16 protein-coding genes, 1 tRNA gene and 1 riboswitch are annotated in these 21,526 nt (G+C 71.5%); of the genes, 9 read left to right on the plus strand and 8 right to left on the minus strand.

The features are described 5' to 3' along the window. Positions 1–62: 62 nt before the first annotated feature. From ABZ078_RS17070 to ABZ078_RS17080, 3 genes are all read right to left on the minus strand, one after another. Complete coding sequence (locus ABZ078_RS17070; RefSeq protein ID WP_356575951.1) at positions 63–905, minus strand: carbohydrate ABC transporter permease; 843 nt, start codon at positions 903–905, stop codon at positions 63–65. After that, positions 902–1,870, minus strand: coding sequence for a sugar ABC transporter permease (locus ABZ078_RS17075; RefSeq protein ID WP_356575953.1), 969 nt, complete (start codon positions 1,868–1,870; stop codon positions 902–904). The genes ABZ078_RS17070 and ABZ078_RS17075 overlap by 4 nt, the downstream gene beginning before the upstream one ends. A gap of 130 nt (positions 1,871–2,000) precedes the next feature. Then, positions 2,001–3,314: an ABC transporter substrate-binding protein gene (locus tag ABZ078_RS17080; protein WP_356575955.1), complete on the minus strand. Its 1,314-nt coding sequence runs from the start codon at positions 3,312–3,314 to the stop codon at positions 2,001–2,003. Between the two features lie 200 nt (positions 3,315–3,514). Here ABZ078_RS17080 and ABZ078_RS17085 point away from each other — a divergent pair, with 200 nt between their 5' ends. From ABZ078_RS17085 to ABZ078_RS17095, 3 genes are all read left to right on the plus strand, one after another. Further along, the gene (locus ABZ078_RS17085; RefSeq protein WP_356575957.1) at positions 3,515–4,555 is read left to right on the plus strand and encodes a LacI family DNA-binding transcriptional regulator; all 1,041 of its coding nucleotides are present in this window, start codon (positions 3,515–3,517) and stop codon (positions 4,553–4,555) included. Between the two features lie 212 nt (positions 4,556–4,767). Beyond that, entirely contained in the window at positions 4,768–5,298 is a 531-nt protein-coding gene (locus tag ABZ078_RS17090) for a hypothetical protein (protein ID WP_356575959.1), read from the plus strand. Then, complete coding sequence (locus ABZ078_RS17095) at positions 5,295–8,678, plus strand: M48 family metalloprotease (RefSeq protein ID WP_356575961.1); 3,384 nt, start codon at positions 5,295–5,297, stop codon at positions 8,676–8,678. The genes ABZ078_RS17090 and ABZ078_RS17095 overlap by 4 nt, the downstream gene beginning before the upstream one ends. Here the strand turns inward: ABZ078_RS17095 and ABZ078_RS17100 are convergent. After that, positions 8,645–9,187 (minus strand): DUF5994 family protein, encoded by a 543-nt coding sequence (locus ABZ078_RS17100; RefSeq protein ID WP_356575962.1) that lies wholly within the window; start codon positions 9,185–9,187, stop codon positions 8,645–8,647. The two genes, ABZ078_RS17095 and ABZ078_RS17100, sit on opposite strands and share 34 nt — an antisense overlap. 239 nt (positions 9,188–9,426) lie before the next feature. Here ABZ078_RS17100 and ABZ078_RS17105 point away from each other — a divergent pair, with 239 nt between their 5' ends. Together ABZ078_RS17105 and ABZ078_RS17110 are read left to right on the plus strand one after the other, a co-directional pair. Then, the gene (locus ABZ078_RS17105; RefSeq protein ID WP_356575964.1) at positions 9,427–9,711 is read left to right on the plus strand and encodes a hypothetical protein; all 285 of its coding nucleotides are present in this window, start codon (positions 9,427–9,429) and stop codon (positions 9,709–9,711) included. Between the two features lie 624 nt (positions 9,712–10,335). Beyond that, positions 10,336–13,614: a S8 family serine peptidase gene (locus ABZ078_RS17110; protein ID WP_356575966.1), complete on the plus strand. Its 3,279-nt coding sequence runs from the start codon at positions 10,336–10,338 to the stop codon at positions 13,612–13,614. Positions 13,615–13,680: 66 nt separating this feature from the next. On the opposite strand, the gene ribA is transcribed toward ABZ078_RS17110, so the two are convergent. Then, positions 13,681–14,361, minus strand: coding sequence for a GTP cyclohydrolase II (ribA, locus tag ABZ078_RS17115; protein WP_356575968.1), 681 nt, complete (start codon positions 14,359–14,361; stop codon positions 13,681–13,683). 132 nt (positions 14,362–14,493) lie between these two features. Continuing rightward, positions 14,494–15,009, minus strand: coding sequence for a MarR family transcriptional regulator (locus ABZ078_RS17120; RefSeq protein ID WP_356575970.1), 516 nt, complete (start codon positions 15,007–15,009; stop codon positions 14,494–14,496). 69 nt (positions 15,010–15,078) lie between these two features. Here ABZ078_RS17120 and ABZ078_RS17125 point away from each other — a divergent pair, with 69 nt between their 5' ends. From ABZ078_RS17125 to ABZ078_RS17140, 4 genes are all read left to right on the plus strand, one after another. Beyond that, positions 15,079–16,212, plus strand: coding sequence for a dihydrofolate reductase family protein (locus tag ABZ078_RS17125; RefSeq protein ID WP_356575972.1), 1,134 nt, complete (start codon positions 15,079–15,081; stop codon positions 16,210–16,212). A gap of 77 nt (positions 16,213–16,289) precedes the next feature. Then, positions 16,290–16,363 (plus strand) — tRNA-Met (locus tag ABZ078_RS17130). A gap of 311 nt (positions 16,364–16,674) precedes the next feature. Continuing rightward, a riboswitch (cyclic di-AMP (ydaO/yuaA leader) is annotated at positions 16,675–16,839 on the plus strand. A gap of 11 nt (positions 16,840–16,850) precedes the next feature. Continuing rightward, positions 16,851–17,873: a M23 family metallopeptidase gene (locus ABZ078_RS17135; RefSeq protein ID WP_356575974.1), complete on the plus strand. Its 1,023-nt coding sequence runs from the start codon at positions 16,851–16,853 to the stop codon at positions 17,871–17,873. 194 nt (positions 17,874–18,067) lie between these two features. Further along, on the plus strand, positions 18,068–19,012 hold the full coding sequence (locus ABZ078_RS17140) for an aldo/keto reductase (protein WP_356575976.1): 945 nt from the start codon (positions 18,068–18,070) through the stop codon (positions 19,010–19,012). 83 nt (positions 19,013–19,095) lie between these two features. On the opposite strand, the gene ABZ078_RS17145 is transcribed toward ABZ078_RS17140, so the two are convergent. Together ABZ078_RS17145 and trmB are read right to left on the minus strand one after the other, a co-directional pair. Next, positions 19,096–20,484 carry a PrsW family intramembrane metalloprotease gene (locus ABZ078_RS17145; RefSeq protein ID WP_356575978.1) on the minus strand — a complete coding sequence of 463 codons (1,389 nt, stop codon included), beginning with the start codon at positions 20,482–20,484 and terminating at the stop codon, positions 19,096–19,098. A 91-nt stretch (positions 20,485–20,575) separates the two neighbouring features. Then, the gene (gene trmB, locus ABZ078_RS17150) at positions 20,576–21,400 is read right to left on the minus strand and encodes a tRNA (guanosine(46)-N7)-methyltransferase TrmB (protein WP_356575980.1); all 825 of its coding nucleotides are present in this window, start codon (positions 21,398–21,400) and stop codon (positions 20,576–20,578) included. Between the last annotated feature and the right edge of the window lie 126 nt (positions 21,401–21,526).

The following is a 21,526-nucleotide window of genomic DNA, read 5'->3' on the forward strand; positions in this document are numbered from 1 at the left end:
GTTCCTCTCGTGTGGTTGCGTGTGGAGCAGTGGAAGCCGATGTACGAGGCGGTGGCCGGGGCTCAGCCCTTGACCGCCCCCGACGTCAGGCCGGAGACGACAGCGCGGCGGAAGACGAGGACGAGGACGACGATCGGCAGCAGGGCGGCGATCGACCCGGCGAAGATCGTGCCGTAGGGGACCTCGAACTCGGCGCCGAAAAGTGCCACTCCGACCGGTACGGTGCGGAAGGCGTCCTCGCTGTTGAAGGTCAGCGCCATCAGGAACTCGGTGTACGCGGCGGTGAAAGTGAAGACACCGGCGGTGAACAGGCCGGGCCCGGCCTGCGGCAGGATGATCTGCAGGACGGTGCGGGTGGGCCCGGCGCCGTCGATCCGTGCCGACTCCTCCATCTCGAAGGGGATGCGCAGCAGATAGTTGCGCAGGATCCAGACGGCGAAGGGCAGATGGAAGGCGATGTACGGGACGACCAGGCCCTGGTAGCTGTTGAGCCAGCCGATCTCACGCTCGATCAGATACAGCGGCGTGATGACGGAGACCGTCGGGAACACCGAGATCATCAGCAGCGCGATCAGAATGGGCCGCTTGCCGCGCATCGGCAGCCGGGCCAGGGCGTATCCGGCGAACAGCCCCAGGGCGAGGACCCCGAGGGTGGTGAGACTCGCCACCAGCAGGCTGTTGGCCAGGTAGCGGGCGAAGTGGTACTGGCCGAAGGCGTCCCGGTAGTGGTCCAGCGTCGGGTGGGACGGCCACAGGGCGGGCGGGGTGCTGCCCAGTTCGGCGTCCGGTTTGAAGGAGGAGGCAGCCAGCCAGTACAGCGGCAGGGCCGTCAGCAGCGCGATGACGACCGCCCCGACATGGACCGGGGTGAACAGGCGGCGCCGGGCGGAAGGGGCGGTGGTCACTTGGCGTCCTCCTCCGCGACCTGGGAACGGAATGCCTTGAGGCACAGCAGGCACACCAGGAACACGATCAGCGCGGTCGAGGCGGCCACCGCCGCACCCGCGCCCATGTTCAGGTTCTGGAACATCACCTTCCAGCCCAGCATGGCCAGGGGTTGCGTCGAGGTACCGGGCCCGCCGCCGGTCAGTACGAAGGGCAGGTCGAAGACGCCGAAGGCTTGCAGCACCCGGAAGAGCACCGCGATGGCCAGCGTGCCGCGCAGCAGCGGCAGGGTGATCCGCCAGAACGTGGTCCAGGCGCCGGCACCGTCCATCTCGGCGGCCTCGTACACACTGCGGTCGATGGTGACCAGTCCGGCGAGCACGATGATCGCCACGAAGGGGGTCGTCTTCCACACGTCCGCGACGAGGATCGCGGAGAAGGCGGAGACGGGTGTGCCGAGGATGATCGGCGGTTCGTCGGTCACCAGGCCGATGAGCCAGGACAGCGCCCCGTACGCGGAGTTGTAGAGGTAGCTCCACAACTGGGCCGACACCACGGTGATCATGGACCATGGGATCAGCAGCAGCGCCATCATCCAGCCCCGGGCCTTCGTCAGCCGCTCCAGGACGAGCGCGACCAGGACGCCGAGGACCAGCTCGATCAGGACGCTCAGCACGGTGTACGTCACGGTGAAGGCGAGGGCGTCGCGCCAGGCGGTGCTGGCCAGCAGCGCCTCGTAGTTGCGGGTGCCGAAATCACCGAGCTCGAATCCCGAACTGCTCAGCCGGACCTCCGAGAAGCTCATGACCAGGGAGATCGCGATCGGGGCGATCGTGACGGCGCCTACGACGAACAGGGTGGGTGCCGTGTACCACCACGCGGTACGGGAAGCGCGTCGGGCTCGCGAGGGTGGTGGCGGTGCCGGTGCCGGTGAGGTGGCGGCCCCTCGGCGAGTGCGGCTCGCGGGCCATGCGGGTGCGGTCATGACGGTGGGGCCTTTCGTGGGGCCTTGAGCGGGGCTTGCGCGGGGCCTTGAGCGGGGCCTTGAGCGGGCTTTCCGGGGAGCGGGAGGCACGGCGGGTGGGGCGTCGGACGCCACCGCGAGCGCATCCGCCTCACAGCCGTCGCCCGGCGAGCGCGGCGTCGATGTCCTCGGCGAGTCGGCGCGGGGCTGCGGACACCCCGACCGTTCCGGAGAGCATGCCGTTGACCGTGCTGGAGGTGGCCTGGCTGATCTGGCTGTAGTAGCGCGACGTCGTCGGCCGGGCGACCAGGTCGTTCTCCGCCGAAGCCCGCAGCACCGGGCTCAGCTTCTGCACCTCGGGCGAGGTGCGCACGCTGTCGACGGCGGGGATGGTCGAGGACCGCTCGGCCATCAGCTTCTGGGTGGCGGGGCTGGTCAGCCAGGTGACGAACTCCAGGGCGGCCTTCTGGTGCCGGGAGTTGGGGTTGATGTAGACGTTCCAGCCGCCCACGGTCGAGGCGCGGGTGCCGTCTCCCCCCTTCAGGGCGGGCATGGCCGTGACTCCGACCTTGCCCGCGAGCGGTGAGCCCTCGGCCTCCAAGGTGCCGTACGCGTAAGCCCAGTTGCGCAGGAAGGCCGCGTCGCCGTTGGCGAACGCCTGGAGCGCCTGCGGCTCCTGGTAGGTGACGGTCGCCTTCGGGCTCACCCCGTCGCGAAGGAGACCGTCCATGTAGCTCAGTGCGCGTGCGGCCGCCGGCGACTCGGTGCCCGCGTGCCGGCCGTCCTCGCTGAGGAGTCCGGCGCCGGCGGCGGCGAGGAACTCGTTGGTCACCGCGGTCAGCCCTTCGTACGAGGCCCCCTGCCAGACCACGCCGGTGTCGACGTCACCCGCCTCGCGCAGGATCCGGGACTGTTCGGCGACCTGCTGCCATGTCGTCGGCACGGCCAGGTGGTGCTTGGCCAGCAGGTCCTTGCGGTAGTACAGGAACGCCTGGTCGAGCGTGAGAGGGACGCCGTAGACCGTGCCCTGGTAGGTGGCGCCCTTCACGGTCGCCGGGTCGAACCGGTCCCAGAAGCCCTTCGGCACATGCTTGCCGATGGGCCACACCAGGCCCGCGGAGGCGAACTGCGCGGCCCAGGCGACGTCGCCGTTGAACACGTCGGGCGAGGCCGAGTGGCCGAGGATCTGCGTGGTGAGGCCGGCGCGGTTCGTGTCCACGTTGGTGGGCGCGCTGACGACCTGCACATCGATGTCGGGGTGCGCCCGCTCGAAGGCCGTGACGAGATACCGTCGCGCGTCGTCCGCGCGGTTGCCGAACGGCGCCGCCTGCCAGGTGAGCTTCACCCGCCCGTCGCCCGCCGCGCCGCCCGGTCCGCTCCCGCACGCGGCGGTGATCGTGACGGTGAGCACGGCCGCGGCGAGCCTCGTCAGGCGGTGGGCGCGGCGCGTTGGTTTGTGGATCACTGCGGCTCTCTTCCTGTCCCGCGCAACGTTTGCTCAAGCGCTTGCGTTAGCTTGCGTGACTGCTCGCACCCCGTCAAGAGGCTCAAACGCAGAAATATCCTTACTGTTAACGGGCGCGGCTGACGCCAAGCTCCCTCCTTGAAAGCAGTCGAGGAGGGAAGCTGCTCAAGCGCTTGCGTACAGCTTGATAGCCTGCCTCGGTGAGTTCGGTGAGTGGGGAACAGCCGGCCGCGACCATGGCGGACGTGGCCCGGGCAGTGGGGGTCTCGACCGGTACGGTCTCGCGGGCGCTGCGTGGCCTGCCGGGGGTCTCGGAGGCCATGCGCCGCCGCATCCTGCGGGCGGCCGAGGCACTCGACTACGTGGTGTCGCCCGGTGCCTCCGGGCTGGCGACCGGACGCACCGGCTCCGTCGCGGTCCTGGTGCCGCACATCAGTCGCTGGTTCCACGCCCGGGCGCTGGCGGGCGCGCACCACGTCCTGCGCAACGCCGGCTTCGAGGTGGTGCTCTACCACGTCGAAGGGATCGCCGAGCGCCGGGAGTTCTTCGAAACGCTGCCCGTACGACGCAGGGCGGACGGCCTGGTGGTCATCGCTCTCTCCCTGTCCGAGAAGGAGATCGAACGCCTGGGTGGCCTGGGCATGCCCGTCGTGGGAGCCAGTACGGACCTCGGCGGGCATCCGAGCGTCGGCATCGACGATCCGGCCGGAGCGGCGATGGCCGTCAGGCACCTGGCCAACCTCGGACACCAGCGGATCGGCATGATCCGGGCGACCGACGAGGAAGGCATCCACCGCGGTGTCTCCCAGCGCCGCCTGGACGGCTATCTCGCCGCCATGGCGGAGTGCGGCCTGCCCGTGCAGCAGGACTCGATCGTCTCCGCCCCCTGGGGCATCGACGGCGGCGCACAGGCCATGGCGCAGCTCCTTTCCCTGCGCACGCCGCCGACCGCGGTGTTCGCCGAAGCGGACGACATCGCGGCCGGTGCCCTGCGCACCCTGCGGCGTGCCGGCGTCGACGTGCCCGGGCGGATGTCGCTCATCGGCTTCGACGACAGCCCCATCGCCGACCTTCTCGACCTGACGACCGTCGCCCAGTCCGTCTACGAACAGGGGCTCATCGCCGGCCGGATGCTGGTGGACGCCGTGGAACAGGGGGCGACCGCCGAACCCCGGCAGCGCCTCGACACCCGCTTGGTGCTGCGTGGCACGACCAGCGCCGTACGGCGGTCGGCGCTCTGATCCTCGGAGTGTCGGCGTGAGCGATGCGTGAGCGATGTACGTGAGCGATGTACGTGAGCGATGTATGAGCGATGCGTGGGCGGGCGGTGCGGCATGCGCGCCGGCTGAGTCGGGCGCTGCTTCGTTTTCCTGACCCTGGCGAGAAGACCGGGCCGGTACGCCCCGCTCTTGTACACTCCCCCCGCTCCATCGCGTCAACTCGGGGGATTTCCATGGCCGTTCCCGTCAGTCGTGTCGTCCGTCATGTGGTCAGCGAGCACGCTCCCGAGGAGCTGGTGCTGCTGGATTCGGTCGAGGGGATGGAGCCCGGGCGCAGAAGGAGACACCTGGCGGCGATGGGCCGGGACCGCCGCGAGTCGCCGTCCACGCTCGACTACGGGCTGGACGTCGTCGTACCGCTGGTGACACCGGTGCTGTGGCTGGTGCTCACCGAAGCGGCCAGGGAGACGGCGGCATCGGCGGTGCGGGCCTCGGCGCAGGCGGTGCGGTCCCGGTGGCAGCGGTTGCGGGGCCGGGAGCCGGAGGGCGAGCCCGAGATCACGCTGCCGCTGTCGGCGCAGCAGCTCGGCGCGGTGCGTGACGCGGTGCTCACGCAGTGCCTGGAGACCGGGCTGAGCGCGGGCCGCGCCACCGCGATCGCGAACGCCGTGTTCCACGAGCTGTCCACGGCGGAGGGCCGGGACGAGGCCGTGGGACAGGACCCGTCCTCGGGGCGGGACGACCCCGAGCGGGAGTCCGGGTGACCGTCGGTCCCAGTCCTGTCGGGCCGGCCGCCACCGCCACCGCCACCGCCACCGGTGCCGGTGCCGATCTGGACCGCCGGGTCCTGGCCGCGGGTACGCATCTTCGCTTCGCCCTGATCGTCGTCCTGATCGCGGCGGCCTCCGTCAATCTGGTGTCCCGAGGCGCCCCGCAGCAGGGGGACGCCGCATGGCTGTGGACGGTCCTCGGCACGGTCGCGGTGTTCGGCGCCGCCGCGCTGCTGTACGGGCTGGCACCGGCCTGGAAGCGGCGCCGGGCCGGGCTCGTCGAGATCAGGGACCAGGGACTCCTCGACGAGCTCGCGGAGTTGACCGAGCGGGCCGGCGTCACTCCGCCCCCGGCCTTCCGGCTGGCCCCGTCCGCCGTGACGGCGAGCGCGTCGGCGTTCGGGCACCGGCGCTCGCGCACCGTGAGCCTGCACGCCGGTCTGCTGGTCCGGCGGGCCCAGGACCGCGAGGGCTTCCGGTTCGTCGTCCTGCACGAGCTGGCCCACCTGCGCAACCGCGATGTCGGCGTCGCCTACGCCACCGAGGCACTGTGGCGTTCCCTCGCGGTCCTCGTCCTCCTCCCCTCCACCGTGCTCGCCCTCTACCCGAGGCCCTGGAGCCAGTCGCCGGCCGAGGTCCTCGACCTGTGGCGGACCCAGTGGTCGCTGGGGCTGCGCGGGCTGTTCCACGTCGCCTTCCTGGTCGCGCTGATCCTGCTGGCCCGGGGCGACGTGCTGCGCACCCGGGAGCTGTACGCCGATCTCGACGCGGCCCGCTGGAACGGGGGCGCCCGCCGGTTGCCCGCGCCCGACGCGCGCTCCGGTGGCGGCCCGCTGCGGCGGGTGCGGGACGCGTGGCGTACGCATCCGGCGTGGTCGGAGCGGGCGGCCTCGCTGCTCGATCCCGGGCCGATGTTCGGTGTCCGCGCCTCGACCATGTTCCTGTCCGGTGTGGTGACCGCCCAAGTGGCCCTCAACCTCGACCTGGCCGTGCGGGATCTGTCGGGTTCCGGGACGTCGTGGTCCTCGGACCTGCCCGAGTGGACGGCCGCCGCGATCGTCACCGGGATCGCCGGGGTGGCCGTATGGCGAGCGGTGGCGTACGCGGTGGCCTGCGGGCTGCGGGTGCCGTCGGGGCTGCGGGCGGGGCTGTGGCTGGGGCTGTGGCTGGGGCTCGGGCTGGGCGTCGGCGACCTGCTGACCTTCCAGCACGCCGGCACGGGCTGGCTGCCGCCCGCGCCGCAGGTACTGCTCGTCCTGGTCGCCGGGTCGGCCGTGCTGCTGTGGTGGGCCGCCCAGTGCGCCGAGCTGTGGGTGACGACCTGCCGGGGCCGTTCCCTGGTGCCCAGCCATGTGGCCGGGACGGCCGCGTTGCTGGTGGTCTACGGAGGCTGGTTCACCTGGTGGACCTCGCGGGGTCATCTCTTCGAGGCCGGGGACTTCCTCGCCGGGGTGGATTGGGACACCACGCTTCGCCAGGTGTACCCCGGCACGCCGCCCGACCAGATGCCCTATCTGTACGTACTCAAGTGGCTGGCCTATGTGCCGCCCGTCACCTCGTCGCCGATGGTCCACGTCGGCGGGACCGTGCTGTGGCTGTTCCCGCTCGCCGTCTGGGCCCGCGCTCAGGGGTCCGGCCCGGCACCGTGGCTGCGGCGGGCGCGGCCGCAGGGACCGTGGCCCGACCTCGACGGGACCGTGCCGGCGATGCGGTGGCTGCTGACCCGGGTGGCGGTGGGCGGCGCGTTGACCGTGCTGGCTCTGCTCGGCACCCGGATGTGGCTGCACCACACCAGGCCGCCCGTCGGTTACCGCGGCGGGGCCTGGCTGGCCCAGGTGTCGGGGCTCAGCCTCCTCGCCGTCCTGACGGCGGTCGCGGTCACGACCTGGGCGGTGTACGCGACGACGCGGCGGCACCGGCTGGCACTGGCCCTGGCGGTCGGCGGCTCGGTGCTGATGGCCGGACTGGCGGCGGTGGTCGTGCTCGCCTCCGCCGACGGCTGTGTGCCGGGCGCGCAGGCGGTGGCCTCGGACTGCGTCTGGGACAGCCGGGTCGGATGGATGATGGTGCACGTCCACCTCGCCCCGTACGGCCTCGGCCTCGGCTTCTACGCCGTGACGGTCACCGCGCTGCTGGCGGCGGCGGTGAGTCGGCGTCCGGTGCGTGTGGCGTGGGCGCGGCGGGCACGGTCGTACGCCCACCCAGCCGCGACACACGCGACACACGTGACACATGCGACACAGGTGATACATGCGACACACGTGACACGCGGGACACGCGGGACACATCCGACGCAGGCGACACATGCGCAGCAAGGGAACAGCAAGCCCTGGCGAGGGCGGCTGCTGTCCGCCGCCGTGTGCGCGGGGGCCGCGATCGCCGCGGTTGTCGTCTGCCGGGCGGTGCTGGCGGGGCTGCGTCCGTCGAAGGCCGAGGCGCTGGAGGGCGGTCAGTGGCTGCCGGGTGTGATGCTGTGGACGGCGGCGACCCTGGTCGCGGTGGCGACGGTCACCGCCGTGGTGGTGGCGTTGCGCGCCCGTGGCGTCTGGTGGCCCGCGGCGGCCGCCGGCGCGGCGGCGGTGAGCCTGCTGGCCGGGCTGTGCGCGGCGACGGCGCTCACCGCGGCCGAGGGCTGCCTGCCCGGTCTGGCCACGCTGTGGGCCGGGTGCGACCCGCGGCTCGGACCGGTGTGGCAGTTGACCCGGCTCCTGCTGCTGCCCCGGCTGGCCGCCCTGGCCGTGCTCGCCGCCGCGCCGGCGGTGCTGCTCGTGCTGGCGCTGCGCGCGCTGCCGCCGGCACCGCCCGAGGTCCGGCGGCGGCGCCGGATGCTGCGCCGGGCGTATGTCGTGGCGGCCTTTCTGGCCCCGGTGCTGCTGCTCAGCGGGCAGCGGGAGTTGGTGGCGTTCGGGGATCCCTCGACCGCGCAGGGCAAGCAGGGCGAACGCGCCCGGGAGAAGGCGAGACAGCGGGAGGCGCTGCGGGCCTGGCTGGACAAGGGCGGCATGGCCGTGATGAACGCCTACGCGACCGACTACCGCGCCCTGAGGGACGCGCTGGTCAAGCATCCGCCCGCGCGGGGTTATCCCCCGGAGGTGTACAAGCCGGTGTGCGCCTTCTGGTCCGCGTCCGGCGCGAGAGCCGCCCGCCTGCCCGCCCCGCCGATCGACGCCCCCGAGGCCGCCGACTGGGCTGCCATCGCCGAACACGCCCAGCGCGGCGGCGCGTTCTGCGGCAGCGGCCTGGACGCCGGGTCCGCCCCGCTCACCGAGCGCGGTGTCCGTGAGCTGGTCACGGCGGCGGACCAGTACATGGCCCTGTCGCTGGCCCTCTACACCTTCCTCTATCCCGGAGGGAGGGAAGGGCCGCGGTCATGACGGGTTCTCATGAGTTGCTCGGCCTCCGTGCCCTGCGGTGTCTGCCCGCCTCCTGTGTCGATGAGGATCTGCTCGGCCGTGCTGGGGTTGCCGGCGAGGACGGCCTGGGCCATCGCCGCGTGGGCGGCTTCGGTGGTCGTGTCCGGTGGAATCACCAGCAGGGAGAAGAGGTCCCGGTCGCCCCGGGTGATCAGGACGGTGTCGTCCCCCACCGGGAAGGAGTCGACGTGCACCACCCGGTCGTCGACGACGATCCGCGTCGGGAGCCCCTCCCAGGCCGTGGCGTCCAGCCCGACGCGGTCCAGGGGGCCGAGGTGCTCCGTGAGGGCGCTCAGCAGCGCCGGCAACTCCGCACCGATGTCATGCGACCGCGGCCACCAGGCCCCGTCGAGTACGCCCTCGCGTGTCGCCGTCGTCTCCAGTCGGAGCAGTGCGCTTCCCGGCCGTACCGCCGGATGCATGCCACTGGGCAGGTGCCGGGAACCAGGAGAGGTGCCGGAGCCGGTCATGAGGACCACCCGTTCAGGGGCCGGTGCCAAGGTGGGATTCGCCTTGTCTGACCACGCTACTCCTGATCACCGCGAGCGTCGGCGTCGCGTGACATCGCGGTGACGTGGGTTTGCGGTCGGGGAAGGCCGCATGGGCGGCGCGCAGGGGGGCACCCGGACGCCGGACGCTCTGTGCGAGGCCGCAGGTCGGCTGCCTGTCGGCGTCCGCAGGGTCGGCCGCGAGCCCGAGGGCGGCAGCCATGACGACACTCCGTGAACGCAAGACCTACCGCAACGCCATTCTCCGGTGCCTGTACGCGGCCCTGGAGCGCAACCGTCCCGAGATCAGCGGGGCGGCACTCCGCGAGCAGCTCCGGATGCCCGACGACGACCTGAGCGCTGCCTGCGCCTACCTGGCCGACGAGGGCCTGATCACCGTCGACTGGACCTCGCACCGGACGCCGGCCACCGCCTCACTGACCCATGAGGGCATCCGGTTCATGGAGGGGGAGGAGGAGTCGGGCGAACCCGGGCTGGGCGGGTGACCCGGCCGGGCTCAGGGACGCTGCCACGTCTGCGGGTCGGCGGGGGCCTGCGCGCCCGTGGCAAGGTCCTTGACCTCGTGTGCCCCCGGAGAGCGGTTCGGCGAAGATGCGGGTCTGTCTGATGGACATGCTGCCGTAGTTCGGCCAGTCCTCGAACTGCCCTGCCCCTCGTAGACGGGCCCGTGTAGTAGTCGAGGCCCCGGGCGATCGACAGAGCCGTACCCCTCGAAATTGTCGAGCGCCCCTTGTTGTGGACGGGCGCGCGAACTGCCCTCTGCCGCGCTGTCGTGCGGTGCGGCACCAGCCGCAGCAGCAGCACCACCACCACCGAGCAGGCCCCCGTCCGCGTCCTCGGCGGTCCCACCGCCGCCGAGCGGTTCGCGCCCGTGGGCACCGCCGTCCGCCGTCCCGACTCACAGGAATGTCACAGCATGCTCCACTAAGTCCCCGGTGGCGTATGGCGAGTTTGCGTCAGTCAGCGATCTCGCCGCCATGAAGTAACAACGAAAATCGGTCCTTTGAGGGAAGCTGGGCGATCATCCGGGAGAACATTCCGGACTGCGGCGGTCGAAGGTGCTCGATACGGCCGCCGATGCCTTCATTCCTTCAGCACCAGGGATCACCATGCCCACCACCCCCCACCCGGCCCCGATATCGGGCGCGAAACGCGCCGCCCGTATCGCCGTGGCCGCCGGCCTCGTCGCCGCGCTCTCCGCGGCCGGGCCCGTACCCCTCGCCCTCGCCGCGGACGGCTCCTCCGCCCCCGCGGCCGACCCCGGCGTCAAGTCCGCCCACGACAAGCTGGGTTCGGACGACGCCGACCTCCTCGCCCAGGCCAAGGCACAGCGCGACAAGACCGTCACGATGATGATCGCCACGGCACCCGGCCAGACCGAGAAGGTCGCCGCGGAGCTGGACGCGATCAAGGGTGGCTCCGTCGGCCGTACGTACGACAAACTCGGCTACGTACGGGCCACCGTGCCGACCGGCAAGGCGGACTCGGCCATCGCGACCGCCGCGCGGCTCACCTCCGTGCAGGCCATCGACCTGCGGGAAGAGATACCCCTGGAGCAGCCGAGCCTCGGCGGCGGCAAGTCCAGCCCCTCCGCGGCGACTTACCCCGGCCCGGGCAAGGACACCCCCGCCAAGAACCCGTACAACCCGTCCTTCGAGACGGGCGCCGTCGAATTCGTGAAGAAGAACCCGAAGGCGGACGGCCGCGGCGTGACCATCGGCGTCCTCGACACGGGCGTCGACCTCGCGAGCCCCGCGCTGCAGAAGACGACGACCGGTGAGCGCAAGATCGTCGACTGGGTGACCGCCACCGACCCGATCGTCGACGGCGACGGCACCTGGCGGGCGATGACCACCTCCGTCTCCGGGCCCTCCTTCACGTTCGCCGGCAAGACCTGGAAGGCCTCTGAGGGCACGTACCGGATCAGCACCTTCCGGGAGGCCGTCACCGCGCAGGGCAAGGTCACGGACGGCGACGCCGACGGTGACGTCAACCGCGACGGCGACACCACCGACGACTGGGGCGTGCTCTACGACCCGGCCGCCGGCACGGTGACCGTCGACGTGAACGACAACGGCGACTTCACCGACGACACCCCGATGAAGCCGTACAAGGACGGCCACCAGGTCGGCCACTTCGGCACCGACGACCCGGCCACGGACATCCCCGAGAGCCAGGACTTCGTCGTGGAGGTCCGCAAGGACGTTCCGATGGACCCGCTGGGCGGCGGCTGGGTCGGCAAGAAGGCCGACTTCGTCAACATCGGCCTCACCGCCGGTTCGCACGGCAGCCACGTCGCCGGCATCACCGCCGCCCACGGCCTGCTCGGCAGCAAGAACATGAACGGCGCCGCCCCCGGCGCGAAGATCGTCTCGTCCCGCGCCTGCGTCTTCGGCCCGGGCTGCTCCAGCGTCGCGCTGATCGAGGGCATGATCGACCTCGTCGTCAACCGCGGCGTCGACGTCGTCAACATGTCCATCGGCGGGCTGCCCCCGCTGAACGACGGCAACACCGCCCGCGCCGAGCTGTACACGCGCCTGATCGACACCTACGGCGTCCAGCTCGTCCTCTCCGGCGGCAACTCCGGCCCCGGAGCCAACACCATCGGCGACCCGGGCCTCGCCGACAAGGTCATCTCGGCCGGCGCGGGCGTCTCCAAGGAGACCTTCGCCGCCAACTACGGCACCGGCGTGCGCAACGAGTACCAACTGTTCAACTTCTCCTCGCGCGGCCCGCGTGAGGACGGCGGCTTCACGCCCACCGTCGTGGCCCCCGGCGCCGCGGTCAGCACCATCCCGGCCTGGATGCCCGGCGCTCCCATCGCCGAGGCGGGTTGGAAGCTGCCGGCCGGCTACGCCATGTACAACGGCACGTCGATGGCGGCCCCGCAGACCGCGGGCGCGAGCGCGCTGCTGCTGTCGGCCGCCAAGCGGAAGGGCATCGACCTGACGCCCGAGAGGCTGCGCACCGCGCTCACCTCGACGGCCAGGCACATCGAGGGACTCCAGGCGTACGAGGAGGGTGCCGGCCTCATCGACGTCGTCGACGCCTGGAAGGCGGTCAGGGCGGGCGCCACCGCCCACGACTACACCGTCAAGGCCCCGGTCGACACCGCGCTCGACCAGGCGCTGAAGACACCGGGCTTCGGCACCGGCGTCTACGACCGCGAGGGCGGCCTGAAGGCCGGGAAGAAGCGGACGTACGACGTCACCATCACCCGGACGTCCGGCCCCTCCGGCTCGCTCCCGCACACCCTGCGTCTGGCGAACAACAAGGCCGGCACCTTCTCCATCGTCGGCCCGCGCGTGGTGAACCTGCCGCTGAACAAGCCGGTGACCGTGAAGATCCAGGCCGCGCCGAAGCACGCGGGCATCAAGAGCGCGATCCTCCAGGCCGACGACCCGAGGACGGTGGGCGTCGACAAGCAGATCCTCAACACCGTCGTCGTCTCCACGCCGGTGGACCACACCTTCACCGCCTCGGGCTCGGTGGAGCGCAACAGCTTCAGGTCGTACTTCGTCACCGTCCCCGAGGGCGCGAAGTCGCTCCAGGTGGCGCTCGGCGGCCTGAAGGAGGGCAGCCGGACGGTGTTCAGCGCCATCAACCCGTACGGCGTCCCGGCCACCGACAGCGATGCGAACACAACGGACATCGCCTCCTACGAGGACCCGGTGCCCGGCGTCTGGGAGATCGAGGTCGACGCGCGCCGTACGTCGGCGCTGCTGGACAACCCGTTCAAGCTCGACGCCACCGTGTACGGCGCGTCCTTCGACCCGGCGGCCGTCACCGTGCCCGAGGCGAAGGTCGGCACCCCGGTCGACGCCTCCTGGACGGTGACGAACAAGCTGGCGGCCGTCGAGGGCACCCTGAAGGGCGGCGCGCTCGGCTCGTCGACGACCGCGCGGCCGACCATCAAGAACGGTGAGACGCACACCACCACCCTTGAGGTGCCCGAGGGCACCACGTCGCTGGACGTCGCCATCGGCGGCGTCTCCGACGCGGCCTCCGACCTCGACCTGACGGTGTACGACGCCCAGGGCAAGGTCGTCGCCCAGTCGGCGGACGGCGACTCCGACGAGTCCGTCTCCGTGGCGAACCCGGCCGCCGGTAGGTACACCGTCGAGGTGGACGGCTTCGAGGTGCCGTCCGGTTCAACCGCGTACGACTACCGGGACGTGTTCTTCTCCTCCGCGCTCGGCAAGGTCACCGTCGACGAGTCGACGCCGGTGAAGCTCGGCACGGGCGCCACGGCGAAGGTGTCGGCGCAGGTCACGGTCGCGAAGGCCGTGGGCGAGGGCCGCGCGCTCGTCGGTGAGGTACGGCTGGTGAACACCCGCGGGACGACCGCGGGTGTGGGCGGGGTGACGATCGAGAAGGTCACTCCGTAGTCGTCACACACGGCTGAGGGGCGGGTGTCCGGTGTCGGACGCCCGCCCCTTCGTCATGCCGCCCGCTCAGCCCGCGGTCAGCTCCGCCAGTTCCCCCCGTTCCGCCAGTTCCCCCCGTTCCTCCAGATCCCCCAGGGGCAGCGTGTGCTGGGTCTGCAGGACCTTCGCGCGCAGATAGCGGACGTTGTCCGGGGTGGCGAAGACGCCGGTGGGGACGCGGCCCCGCACCGCGACGCCGAGGGCGCGCAACTGGTCGGCCTTGTCGGGGTTGTTGGAGAGCAGATCCAGCTCGCCGATGCCGAGGGCGGTGAGCATCTGGGCCGCCGCCGTGTAGTCGCGGGCGTCCTCGGGCAGGCCCAGGGCGGCGTTCGCGGCGTAGGTGTCCAGGCCCTGGTCCTGGAGGGCGTACGCGTCGAGCTTGTTGTAGAGACCGATGCCCCGGCCCTCCTGGCGCAGGTACAGCAGCACGCCGCCGCGCTCCGCGATGCGCTCGACGGCCTCGCGCAGTTGGGGGCCGCAGTCGCAGCGGGCCGAACCGAACACGTCGCCGGTCAGGCACTCGGAGTGCAGACGGACCAGCGGGGTGGTGCCCGGGGCCGGGTCGCCGAGGACGACGGCCACGTGCTCCTGGCCGTCGGCCAGGCCGTGGAAGGTGACCACCTCGGCGTCGACGCGGTAACCGTCGTGGAAGCGCAGCGGGACCCGGACGCGGGCGCGCTGGGTGGCGGCGGCGGTGAAGTCGGGCATGCGGGTTCTCCGGGTTCCGTACGTGGGTCTTCTGCTTCAGATTTGAAGCAGCTCCTCGGTCCTGGACCCTACCCCATGCTTGAAATTTGAAGCAATAGCGGTGTGGCGCACATCATGACAGCGAGGTGTGCCTCACGAACACGGCTTGGTGGAGCGCCGCCGCCAGGGCACCTCGTCCGGGGTGGCGTGCGCGCTGTCCCCCTGGAACCCCTCGCCGACCGCCGTGAAGATCTCCTCCAGCTGGCCGACCTGCTCCGGGGTCAGCCGGTCGAACAGCAGCGACCGCACGGTCTCGACATGACCGGGCGCCGCCCGCTGCAGGACCCGCATGCCCTCGCCGGTGAGCGTCGCGATGCTGCCGCGCTTGTCCCAGCGGCAGTCCTCGCGTCGCACCAGCCCGTCCTTCTCCAGGCGGGAGACGGCGTACGTCAGCCGGCTGCGGGTGATCTTCAGCCGCTCCGCGAGATCGGTCATCCGAAGCCGGCGCTCCGGGGACTCGGACAGGGTGGCGAGGATGGAGTAATACAGATGGGGCATGCCGGCTTCCTGCTGGAGCTGCCGGTCCAGCGCGTCCTCCACGAGCGCGGCGGCGGCGATGTACGCGCGCCAGGCGCGCTGCTCCTCGGACGTGAGCCAGCGAGTCGTCATGCGACCAGTGTAGGTTTGTTTCAAACTTGAACCAAGCCCGAGACCGTTTCCGAGCCGGAGAGCGCGCCGATGCCGTCGTACCCCTACGTCCTGCTGTCCGCCGCCGTCTCCCTGGACGGCTACCTCGACGACACCACCCCCGAGCGGCTGCTGCTCTCCAGCCCCGCCGACTTCGACCGGGTCGACGAGGTACGGGCGTCCGTCGACGCGATCCTCATCGGCGCGGGCACGATCCGGGCGGACAACCCGCGGCTGCTGGTGAACTCGGCCGAGCGGCGGGCGGCACGGGTGGCGGCGGGCAAACCGGAGTATCCGCTGAAGGTCACGGTCAGCGCCTCCGGCGAGCTGGATGCGACGGCGAACTTCTGGCACACGGGCGGCGAGAAGGTCGTCTACACGACGGAGAAGGGCGCTCAGCGGCTGCGGCGGGCGCCGGTCGCGGCGGACGTGGTCGCGCTGGGCGCGGAGCTGGACTGGCGGGGCCTGCTGGAGCACCTGCGTGAGGTGCGCGGCGTCGAGCGCCTGATGGTGGAGGGCGGCGGCACGATCCACACGCAGCTGCTCCAGCAGGGGCTGGCGGACGAGCTGCAGCTGGTGCTGGCGCCGCTGTTCGTGGGGGACCCGGACGCGCCGCGCCTGTTCGGCCCGGGCGGATACCAGGGCGGGCGGCTACGGCTGCTGGAGACGCGGCGGATCGAGGACGTCGTGCTGATGCGCTACGAGCCGACGGCGCCCGGCGTCGGTGTCCTCCCCGCCGCGACCGACCGGCACTGGCTGGCGCTGGCGTGCGACCTGGCGGCGCAGTGCCCGCCGTCGCGGACGGCGTTCAGTGTCGGGGCGGTGGTGGTGGCGGCCGACGGGACCGAGCTGGCGCGGGGGCACTCCCGGGAGGGCGGCGATCCCGTGGTGCACGCGGAGGAGGCGGCGCTCGCGAAGATCGACGCCGGTGATCCGAGGCTGGCGGCCGCGACGGTGTACAGCAGCCTGGAGCCGTGCACGCGGCGTGCGTCGCGCCCCCTGCCCTGTGCGCGGTTGATCCTCGATGCGGGGGTGCGCAGGGTGGTGACGGCCTGGCGGGAGCCGGACACGTTCGTGGCGGGGGCCGACGGGAGCGGGGTGCTGGCGGGGGAGGGCGTGGACGTCGTGGTCGTGCCGGAGTTCGAGGGGCGGGCCAAGGCGCCGAACCGGCATCTGCTGCCGTGACGGGGCGCCCATCAGGAGGGGGGCGCGGAAAGGCGTGTGCTTCGGGTCCCGCGGATGGCGTACTATGGACTCATCGACGCGGGGTGGAGCAGCTCGGTAGCTCGCTGGGCTCATAACCCAGAGGTCGCAGGTTCAAATCCTGTCCCCGCTACTGAAGGCTCAGGGCCGGAACTGATCAAGTTCCGGCCCTGAGTGTTTTTCTGGCCTCATCGCCGTACGGCGCCCTTGACCGCCGTCACCAACCGTGATCGGGCGACCGCCCTCCGCATAACAACTGACATACTGTCAATCATTGTGCGACTCCTGAGCCTTGGCCAACTCGCCCGATTTGGGCCGCTCATGACCCGTAAGTCCACCCGAAAAACGTTAACGATCAAGCGGAACAGCTTGGAATCCGCACCCCCCGTCTATTAACGTTCGATAACGCAGCGCGGTCGTCCCAGCCGTCACAAGAGGCGGCTCCGTGCGCACGCGCCGAATCCCGTACCGCGTACGGGAACCGGGGAACCACCACCCTGGGGTGAATCGCGCTGAAGCCGCCGTGGACTCACGGTCGGTATACGCGCGTAGGAGACCTTCCTGCTCCGAACCCGTCAGCTAACCCGGTAGGCGAGAAGGAAGGAAAGGAGTACGCCCACGTGGCGTCCAACAGGCCTGCTACGCAAGCCCCGTTCGTGCCGAGCCAGCGCAGCACCGACACCTTCGGCTACGACCGTGACCGCACCGACGAGGGCCCGTTCGAGGAGTGGAACCCCACCGCGGACACCATTCGCCCCGTACGCGGCAGGCATCGCGTCTCCAAGCAGCGCGGCGGGGGACTCGCCCGCAGCTCCACGGTTCTCGGCGTCGGCGTCATAGCCGCCGTCGGCGCGGGCGGCATGGCCACCGCGCAGAGCGGCAAGCCGCCGGTCGCCATCACCATCCCGGACCTGCCCCTCATATCCGACGGCGACTCCTCCGCCGAGGACGCCGGCACCGCGCTGAGCACCATGGGCGCGACGACCGAGGAGACCACCCAGGGCACCGGCGACGCCGGTGAGGCGCTGCGGGCCCGGATCATCGCCCAGGTCGAGCAGCAGCAGGAGCAGATCGAGAGCAAGGCCGCCGCCGAAGCGGTCGCCGCCGCCGAGAAGGAGGCCGCCGCCGCGGCCGCCAAGGCGGAGAAGGAGGCCAAGGCCAAGGCCGCCGCCGAGAAGGCCAAGGCCGAGGAGGAAGCCCGCAAGAAGGCCGAGGCCGAGCGCCTCGCTGAGCTGGCCAAGCAGTACACGCTGCCGACCTCCTCGTACACCATCACCTCGACCTTCGGGCAGGCCGGCGCCTACTGGTCCTCCGGCTACCACACCGGCCTCGACTTCGCCGCGCCCACCGGCACCCTGATCAAGGCGGTGCACTCCGGCACCATCACCTTCGCCGGCTGGGACGGGTCGTACGGCTACAAGACGGTCCTCACCCTCGACGACGGCACCGAGATCTGGTACGCGCACCAGTCGTCGATCAGCGTGAGCGTCGGCCAGAAGGTCAACACGGGCGACGTCATCGGCCGCGTGGGCGCCACCGGCAACGTGACCGGCGCCCACCTCCACCTCGAAGTGCACACCGGCGGCAGCGCGAGCGGCATCGACCCGCTGGCATGGCTGCGCGGCAAGGGTCTCACGCCCTGACATCTGGCGGCCCTTGAGGCCCTCCACGGCAGATCCCCCGGTGGCCCTGACGACGACCCCCCGACGTCAGGGCTGCCGGTTTTCCTTTTTCCTGGTGCGGGCAACCCGATGGGCGCGCACGGGCGCGCAGTGTTCACGGGAACTTTGTCGCCGCCGCGGAATGGGCCGCTGCCGCACGGCAGTTGACGTAGAGCATGACTTCTCTGCGCAAGCTCGGCTCCTCCGACCTCGAGGTCTTCCCGCTCTCCCTCGGCGGCAACGTCTTCGGCTGGACCGCCGACGAGACCCAGTCCTTCGCCGTGCTCGACGCCTACGCGGCGGCGGGCGGCAACTTCATCGACACGGCCGACTCGTACTCGGCGTGGGTCGAGGGCAACGTGGGCGGCGAGTCCGAGACCATCATCGGCAACTGGCTGAAGGCACGCGGCAACCGGGACGACGTCGTGATCGCCACGAAGGTCAGCCAGCACCCCGACTTCCAGGGCCTGAGCGCGGCCACCATCAAGGCGGCCGCCGACGCCTCCCTGCGCCGCCTCGGCACCGACCGCATCGACCTCTACTACACCCACTTCGACAAGCCGGAAGTGCCGGTCGAGGAGATCATCGGCGCGCTGGACGAACTGGTGAAGGCGGGCAAGGTACGGCACATCGCCGCGTCCAACATCTCCGCCGAGCGGCTGAAGGCGTCCCTGGACTTCTCCGACCGCGAGGGCCTCGCCCGGTACGTGGCCCTGCAACCCCACTACAACCTGGTCTCCCGCGACACCTACGAGGGCGAACTCCAGGAGCTCGCCGAGCGGGAGGGCCTGGCGGCGGTCCCGTACTACGCCCTGGCGTCCGGCTTCCTCACGGGCAAGTACCGCGCCGGTACGACGGTGGGCAGCCCGCGCGCCGAGGGCGCCGCCAGGCACCTTCGGACGGAGCGGGGACGCCGGGTGCTCGACACCCTGGACGAGATCGCCCGCGCCCACGGGGCGCCGGTGGCCACGACGGCCCTGGCCTGGCTGGCGGCGCAGCCGACGGTGACGGCCCCGATCGCCTCGGCACGGACGGTGGAGCAGCTCCCGGCGCTGGTGGGCGTGGGGGAGCTGAGGCTGACGGACGAGGAACTGGCGAGGCTGACGGAGGCGTCGGCCTGACCGACCCCTTCTCTCCCGCCGTAACGGCGATCAGCCACGACGGCGCGGACCGGCGGTGCCCGACCACGCACGCCCCACAGCGATCACGTCCGATAGGGGTTGTACGCGGGGTACGGCGCCGCCGACCCGTACCCGTGCCCGTACCCGGCCCCGTGGACCGGCCCGTACGGCTGCCCCTGACCCGGAGCCGGCGCCCCGTGCCCATACCCGTGCCCATACCCGTACCCGTACCCGTGCGCCGGCCAGGCCTGCGCGGCGGCGACCGCATGCTCCAGCGCCGGCCGCGCGACGTCCCGCCGGCGCCACAGCTCGTGCAGCAACTCCCGTTCCCGTACGACGAAGTCGGCGCCGGCCCGCCCGCGGCGCCCACGGTGCCGCAGGAACGCCAGTGACGTGGCGTACGCCTCGTACCGGGCCACCTCCCGGGCCGCCACCCGCCCCCCACGGTGCCGCGCGTACTGCCGGGCCACCCGCCGAGCCCGCATGGAGCCGAGCGCGAACGGCTCACTCGGGGCCAGCCACCCGGCGACGACGTAGGCGGGCAGTTCCTCCCGCACGGTCCTCAGCTCGCGCTGCCGGGTCCAGATCACCAGCCAGGTCAGGAGCCCGAACGCGGGCACCATGAAGGCCGCGTACACGGCGAAGAACCCGTACTCGCCGAAGGTCGACGAGCCGTTCCACATGGCGTGCATGCCCATGGCGAGCAGGAGCCCGAGGAGGGGCAGGAGGACGCGGCGCAGGTGCTGCCGCTCGCCCGAGAGCGCGGCGATGCCGAAGCCGATGCCGGTGAGGACGGTGAAGAGCGGATGCGCGAAGGGCGACATGATGACGCGGACGAAGAAGGTCGCCGCCGTGACGGAGGCGATGCCGCTGTCGCCGGTGAGCTGGTCGGTGCCGAAGGCGGTGCCGAGGTAGAGGATGTTCTCGGTGAAGGCGAAGCCGGTGGCCGTGACCCCGGCTATCACCACGCCGTCGACGATCCCGGTGAAGTCCTGTCTGCGGAAGAGGAAGACGAGCAGGACGGCCGCCGCCTTGGCCGTCTCCTCCACGACGGGCGCTATGACGGTCGCGCCGAGGGTGTCCGCGTGCGACGGATCGGCCGTCGCGGTCGCTATCCACGCGGTCGCGAAGCTGTTGGCGACGATCGCTATCAGCGCCGCCGCGCAGGCGCCCCAGGCGAAGGAGAACACCAGATTGCGCCAGGGCCCCGGCTCGACCCGGTCCAGCCAGCGGAAGGACGCGACGAGCAGCGGCACCGGCAGGACGGCGAGCCCGAGCCCGACCAGGAACCCCTCGGTGCCGGTCTGCTCCCGCACCAGGGCGAGGATGACCAGCCCGGAGAGCGCCAGCAGGGTGCTGAGCGCGCCGTAACGCACCCATCGCTTCTGCCACCAGTGCGCGTGCCGCAGTGCGCCGCCGGCGGGACCGGCGGGACCGGTGGGATGCGTCGGGTACGGGGGACAGGTGGCCACGGCATCGACCCTAACGAGACAGGGGCGCCGCCCGCAGCAGCGCGAGGGGTTCGGGCGCCGGTGGGGTTCTGTCGGTGCTGCTCGGTGCTGCCTACCGCTGTACGCGGCGGAAGAGCAGGTCGTTCACCACATGACCCTTGTCCAGTCCCTGCCCCTCGAAACGGGTCAGCGGCCGGAACTGTGGACGGGGCGCGAAACCGCCGTCGGCCTGGGTGTTCTCGAAGTCGGGGTGCGCGGTCAGAACTTCGAGCATCTGTTCGGCGTACGGCTCCCAGTCGGTGGCGCAGTGCACGAGGGCACCGGGCTTAAGCCGGGTCGCGGCGAGGCTGAGGAACTCGGGCTGGATGAGGCGGCGCTTGTGGTGGCGCTTCTTGGGCCAGGGGTCGGGGAAGTAGACGCGCAGCCCGTCGAGCGAGTCGGGGGCGAGCATCTCGCGCAGGAGGATGATGGCGTCGCCGTTGCCGACCCGGAGGTTGGACAGCCCGTTCCGGTCGGCGAGGGCGAGCAGGTTCCCCTGCCCAGGGGTGTGCACATCGACGGCGAGGATGTTGGTGCCCGGATCGGCAGCGGCCATCTGGGCGGTGGCCTCCCCCATCCCGAACCCGATCTCGAGAACGACCGGGTTGTCGGTCCCGAACAGCTCACCGAGATCGACGACCCGCTGCCCGTCGATGTCGAGCCCCCACTTGGGCCACAGCCGCTGCAACGCGTCCGCCTGCCCCGCGGTCACCCGACTCCGCCGCGGCTGAAAACTCCGGATCCGCCGCTCGAAATGCGACCCGGCCGGATCGGCCTTGGGCCCGTCCGGGAACCGGGGCTCACCCTTGGCCCGGGTGTGCCGAACGGAGACACCGGGGCGGTGATCGGGGTGCTCGCCGGGCCGGGGTGCTTCGGGGGCGTTGAGGGAGTCAGACACAGTGAGGTCGATTTTACGCGGAGCCGCCCCGCCCCCTTGAGGGACGGTCCCCCGCCGGCGCCGGCCCGCTGCTTTCAGTGCAACTGCTGCCAGAGGGTGTCGGCGTGCCGGACGAGCGGCACGTAA

This window comes from Streptomyces sp. NPDC006385, from assembly GCF_040612485.1.
GTDB lineage: Bacteria > Actinomycetota > Actinomycetes > Streptomycetales > Streptomycetaceae > Streptomyces.

Bases quoted from the DNA above. Each gene is read 5' to 3' on its own strand.
- ABZ078_RS17120 (WP_356575970.1), bottom strand. From the start codon at position 15,009: ATGACGACTCGCTGGCTCACGTCCGAGGAGCAGCGCGCCTGGCGCGCG.
- ABZ078_RS17105 (WP_356575964.1), top strand. From the start codon at position 9,427: ATGACGACACTCCGTGAACGCAAGACCTACCGCAACGCCATTCTCCGG.
- ABZ078_RS17125 (WP_356575972.1), top strand. From the start codon at position 15,079: ATGCCGTCGTACCCCTACGTCCTGCTGTCCGCCGCCGTCTCCCTGGAC.
- ABZ078_RS17140 (WP_356575976.1), top strand. From the start codon at position 18,068: ATGACTTCTCTGCGCAAGCTCGGCTCCTCCGACCTCGAGGTCTTCCCG.
- ABZ078_RS17110 (WP_356575966.1), top strand. From the start codon at position 10,336: ATGCCCACCACCCCCCACCCGGCCCCGATATCGGGCGCGAAACGCGCC.
- ABZ078_RS17075 (WP_356575953.1), bottom strand. From the start codon at position 1,870: ATGACCGCACCCGCATGGCCCGCGAGCCGCACTCGCCGAGGGGCCGCC.
- ribA (WP_356575968.1), bottom strand. From the start codon at position 14,361: ATGCCCGACTTCACCGCCGCCGCCACCCAGCGCGCCCGCGTCCGGGTC.
- ABZ078_RS17090 (WP_356575959.1), top strand. From the start codon at position 4,768: ATGGCCGTTCCCGTCAGTCGTGTCGTCCGTCATGTGGTCAGCGAGCAC.
- ABZ078_RS17100 (WP_356575962.1), bottom strand. From the start codon at position 9,187: ATGACCGGCTCCGGCACCTCTCCTGGTTCCCGGCACCTGCCCAGTGGC.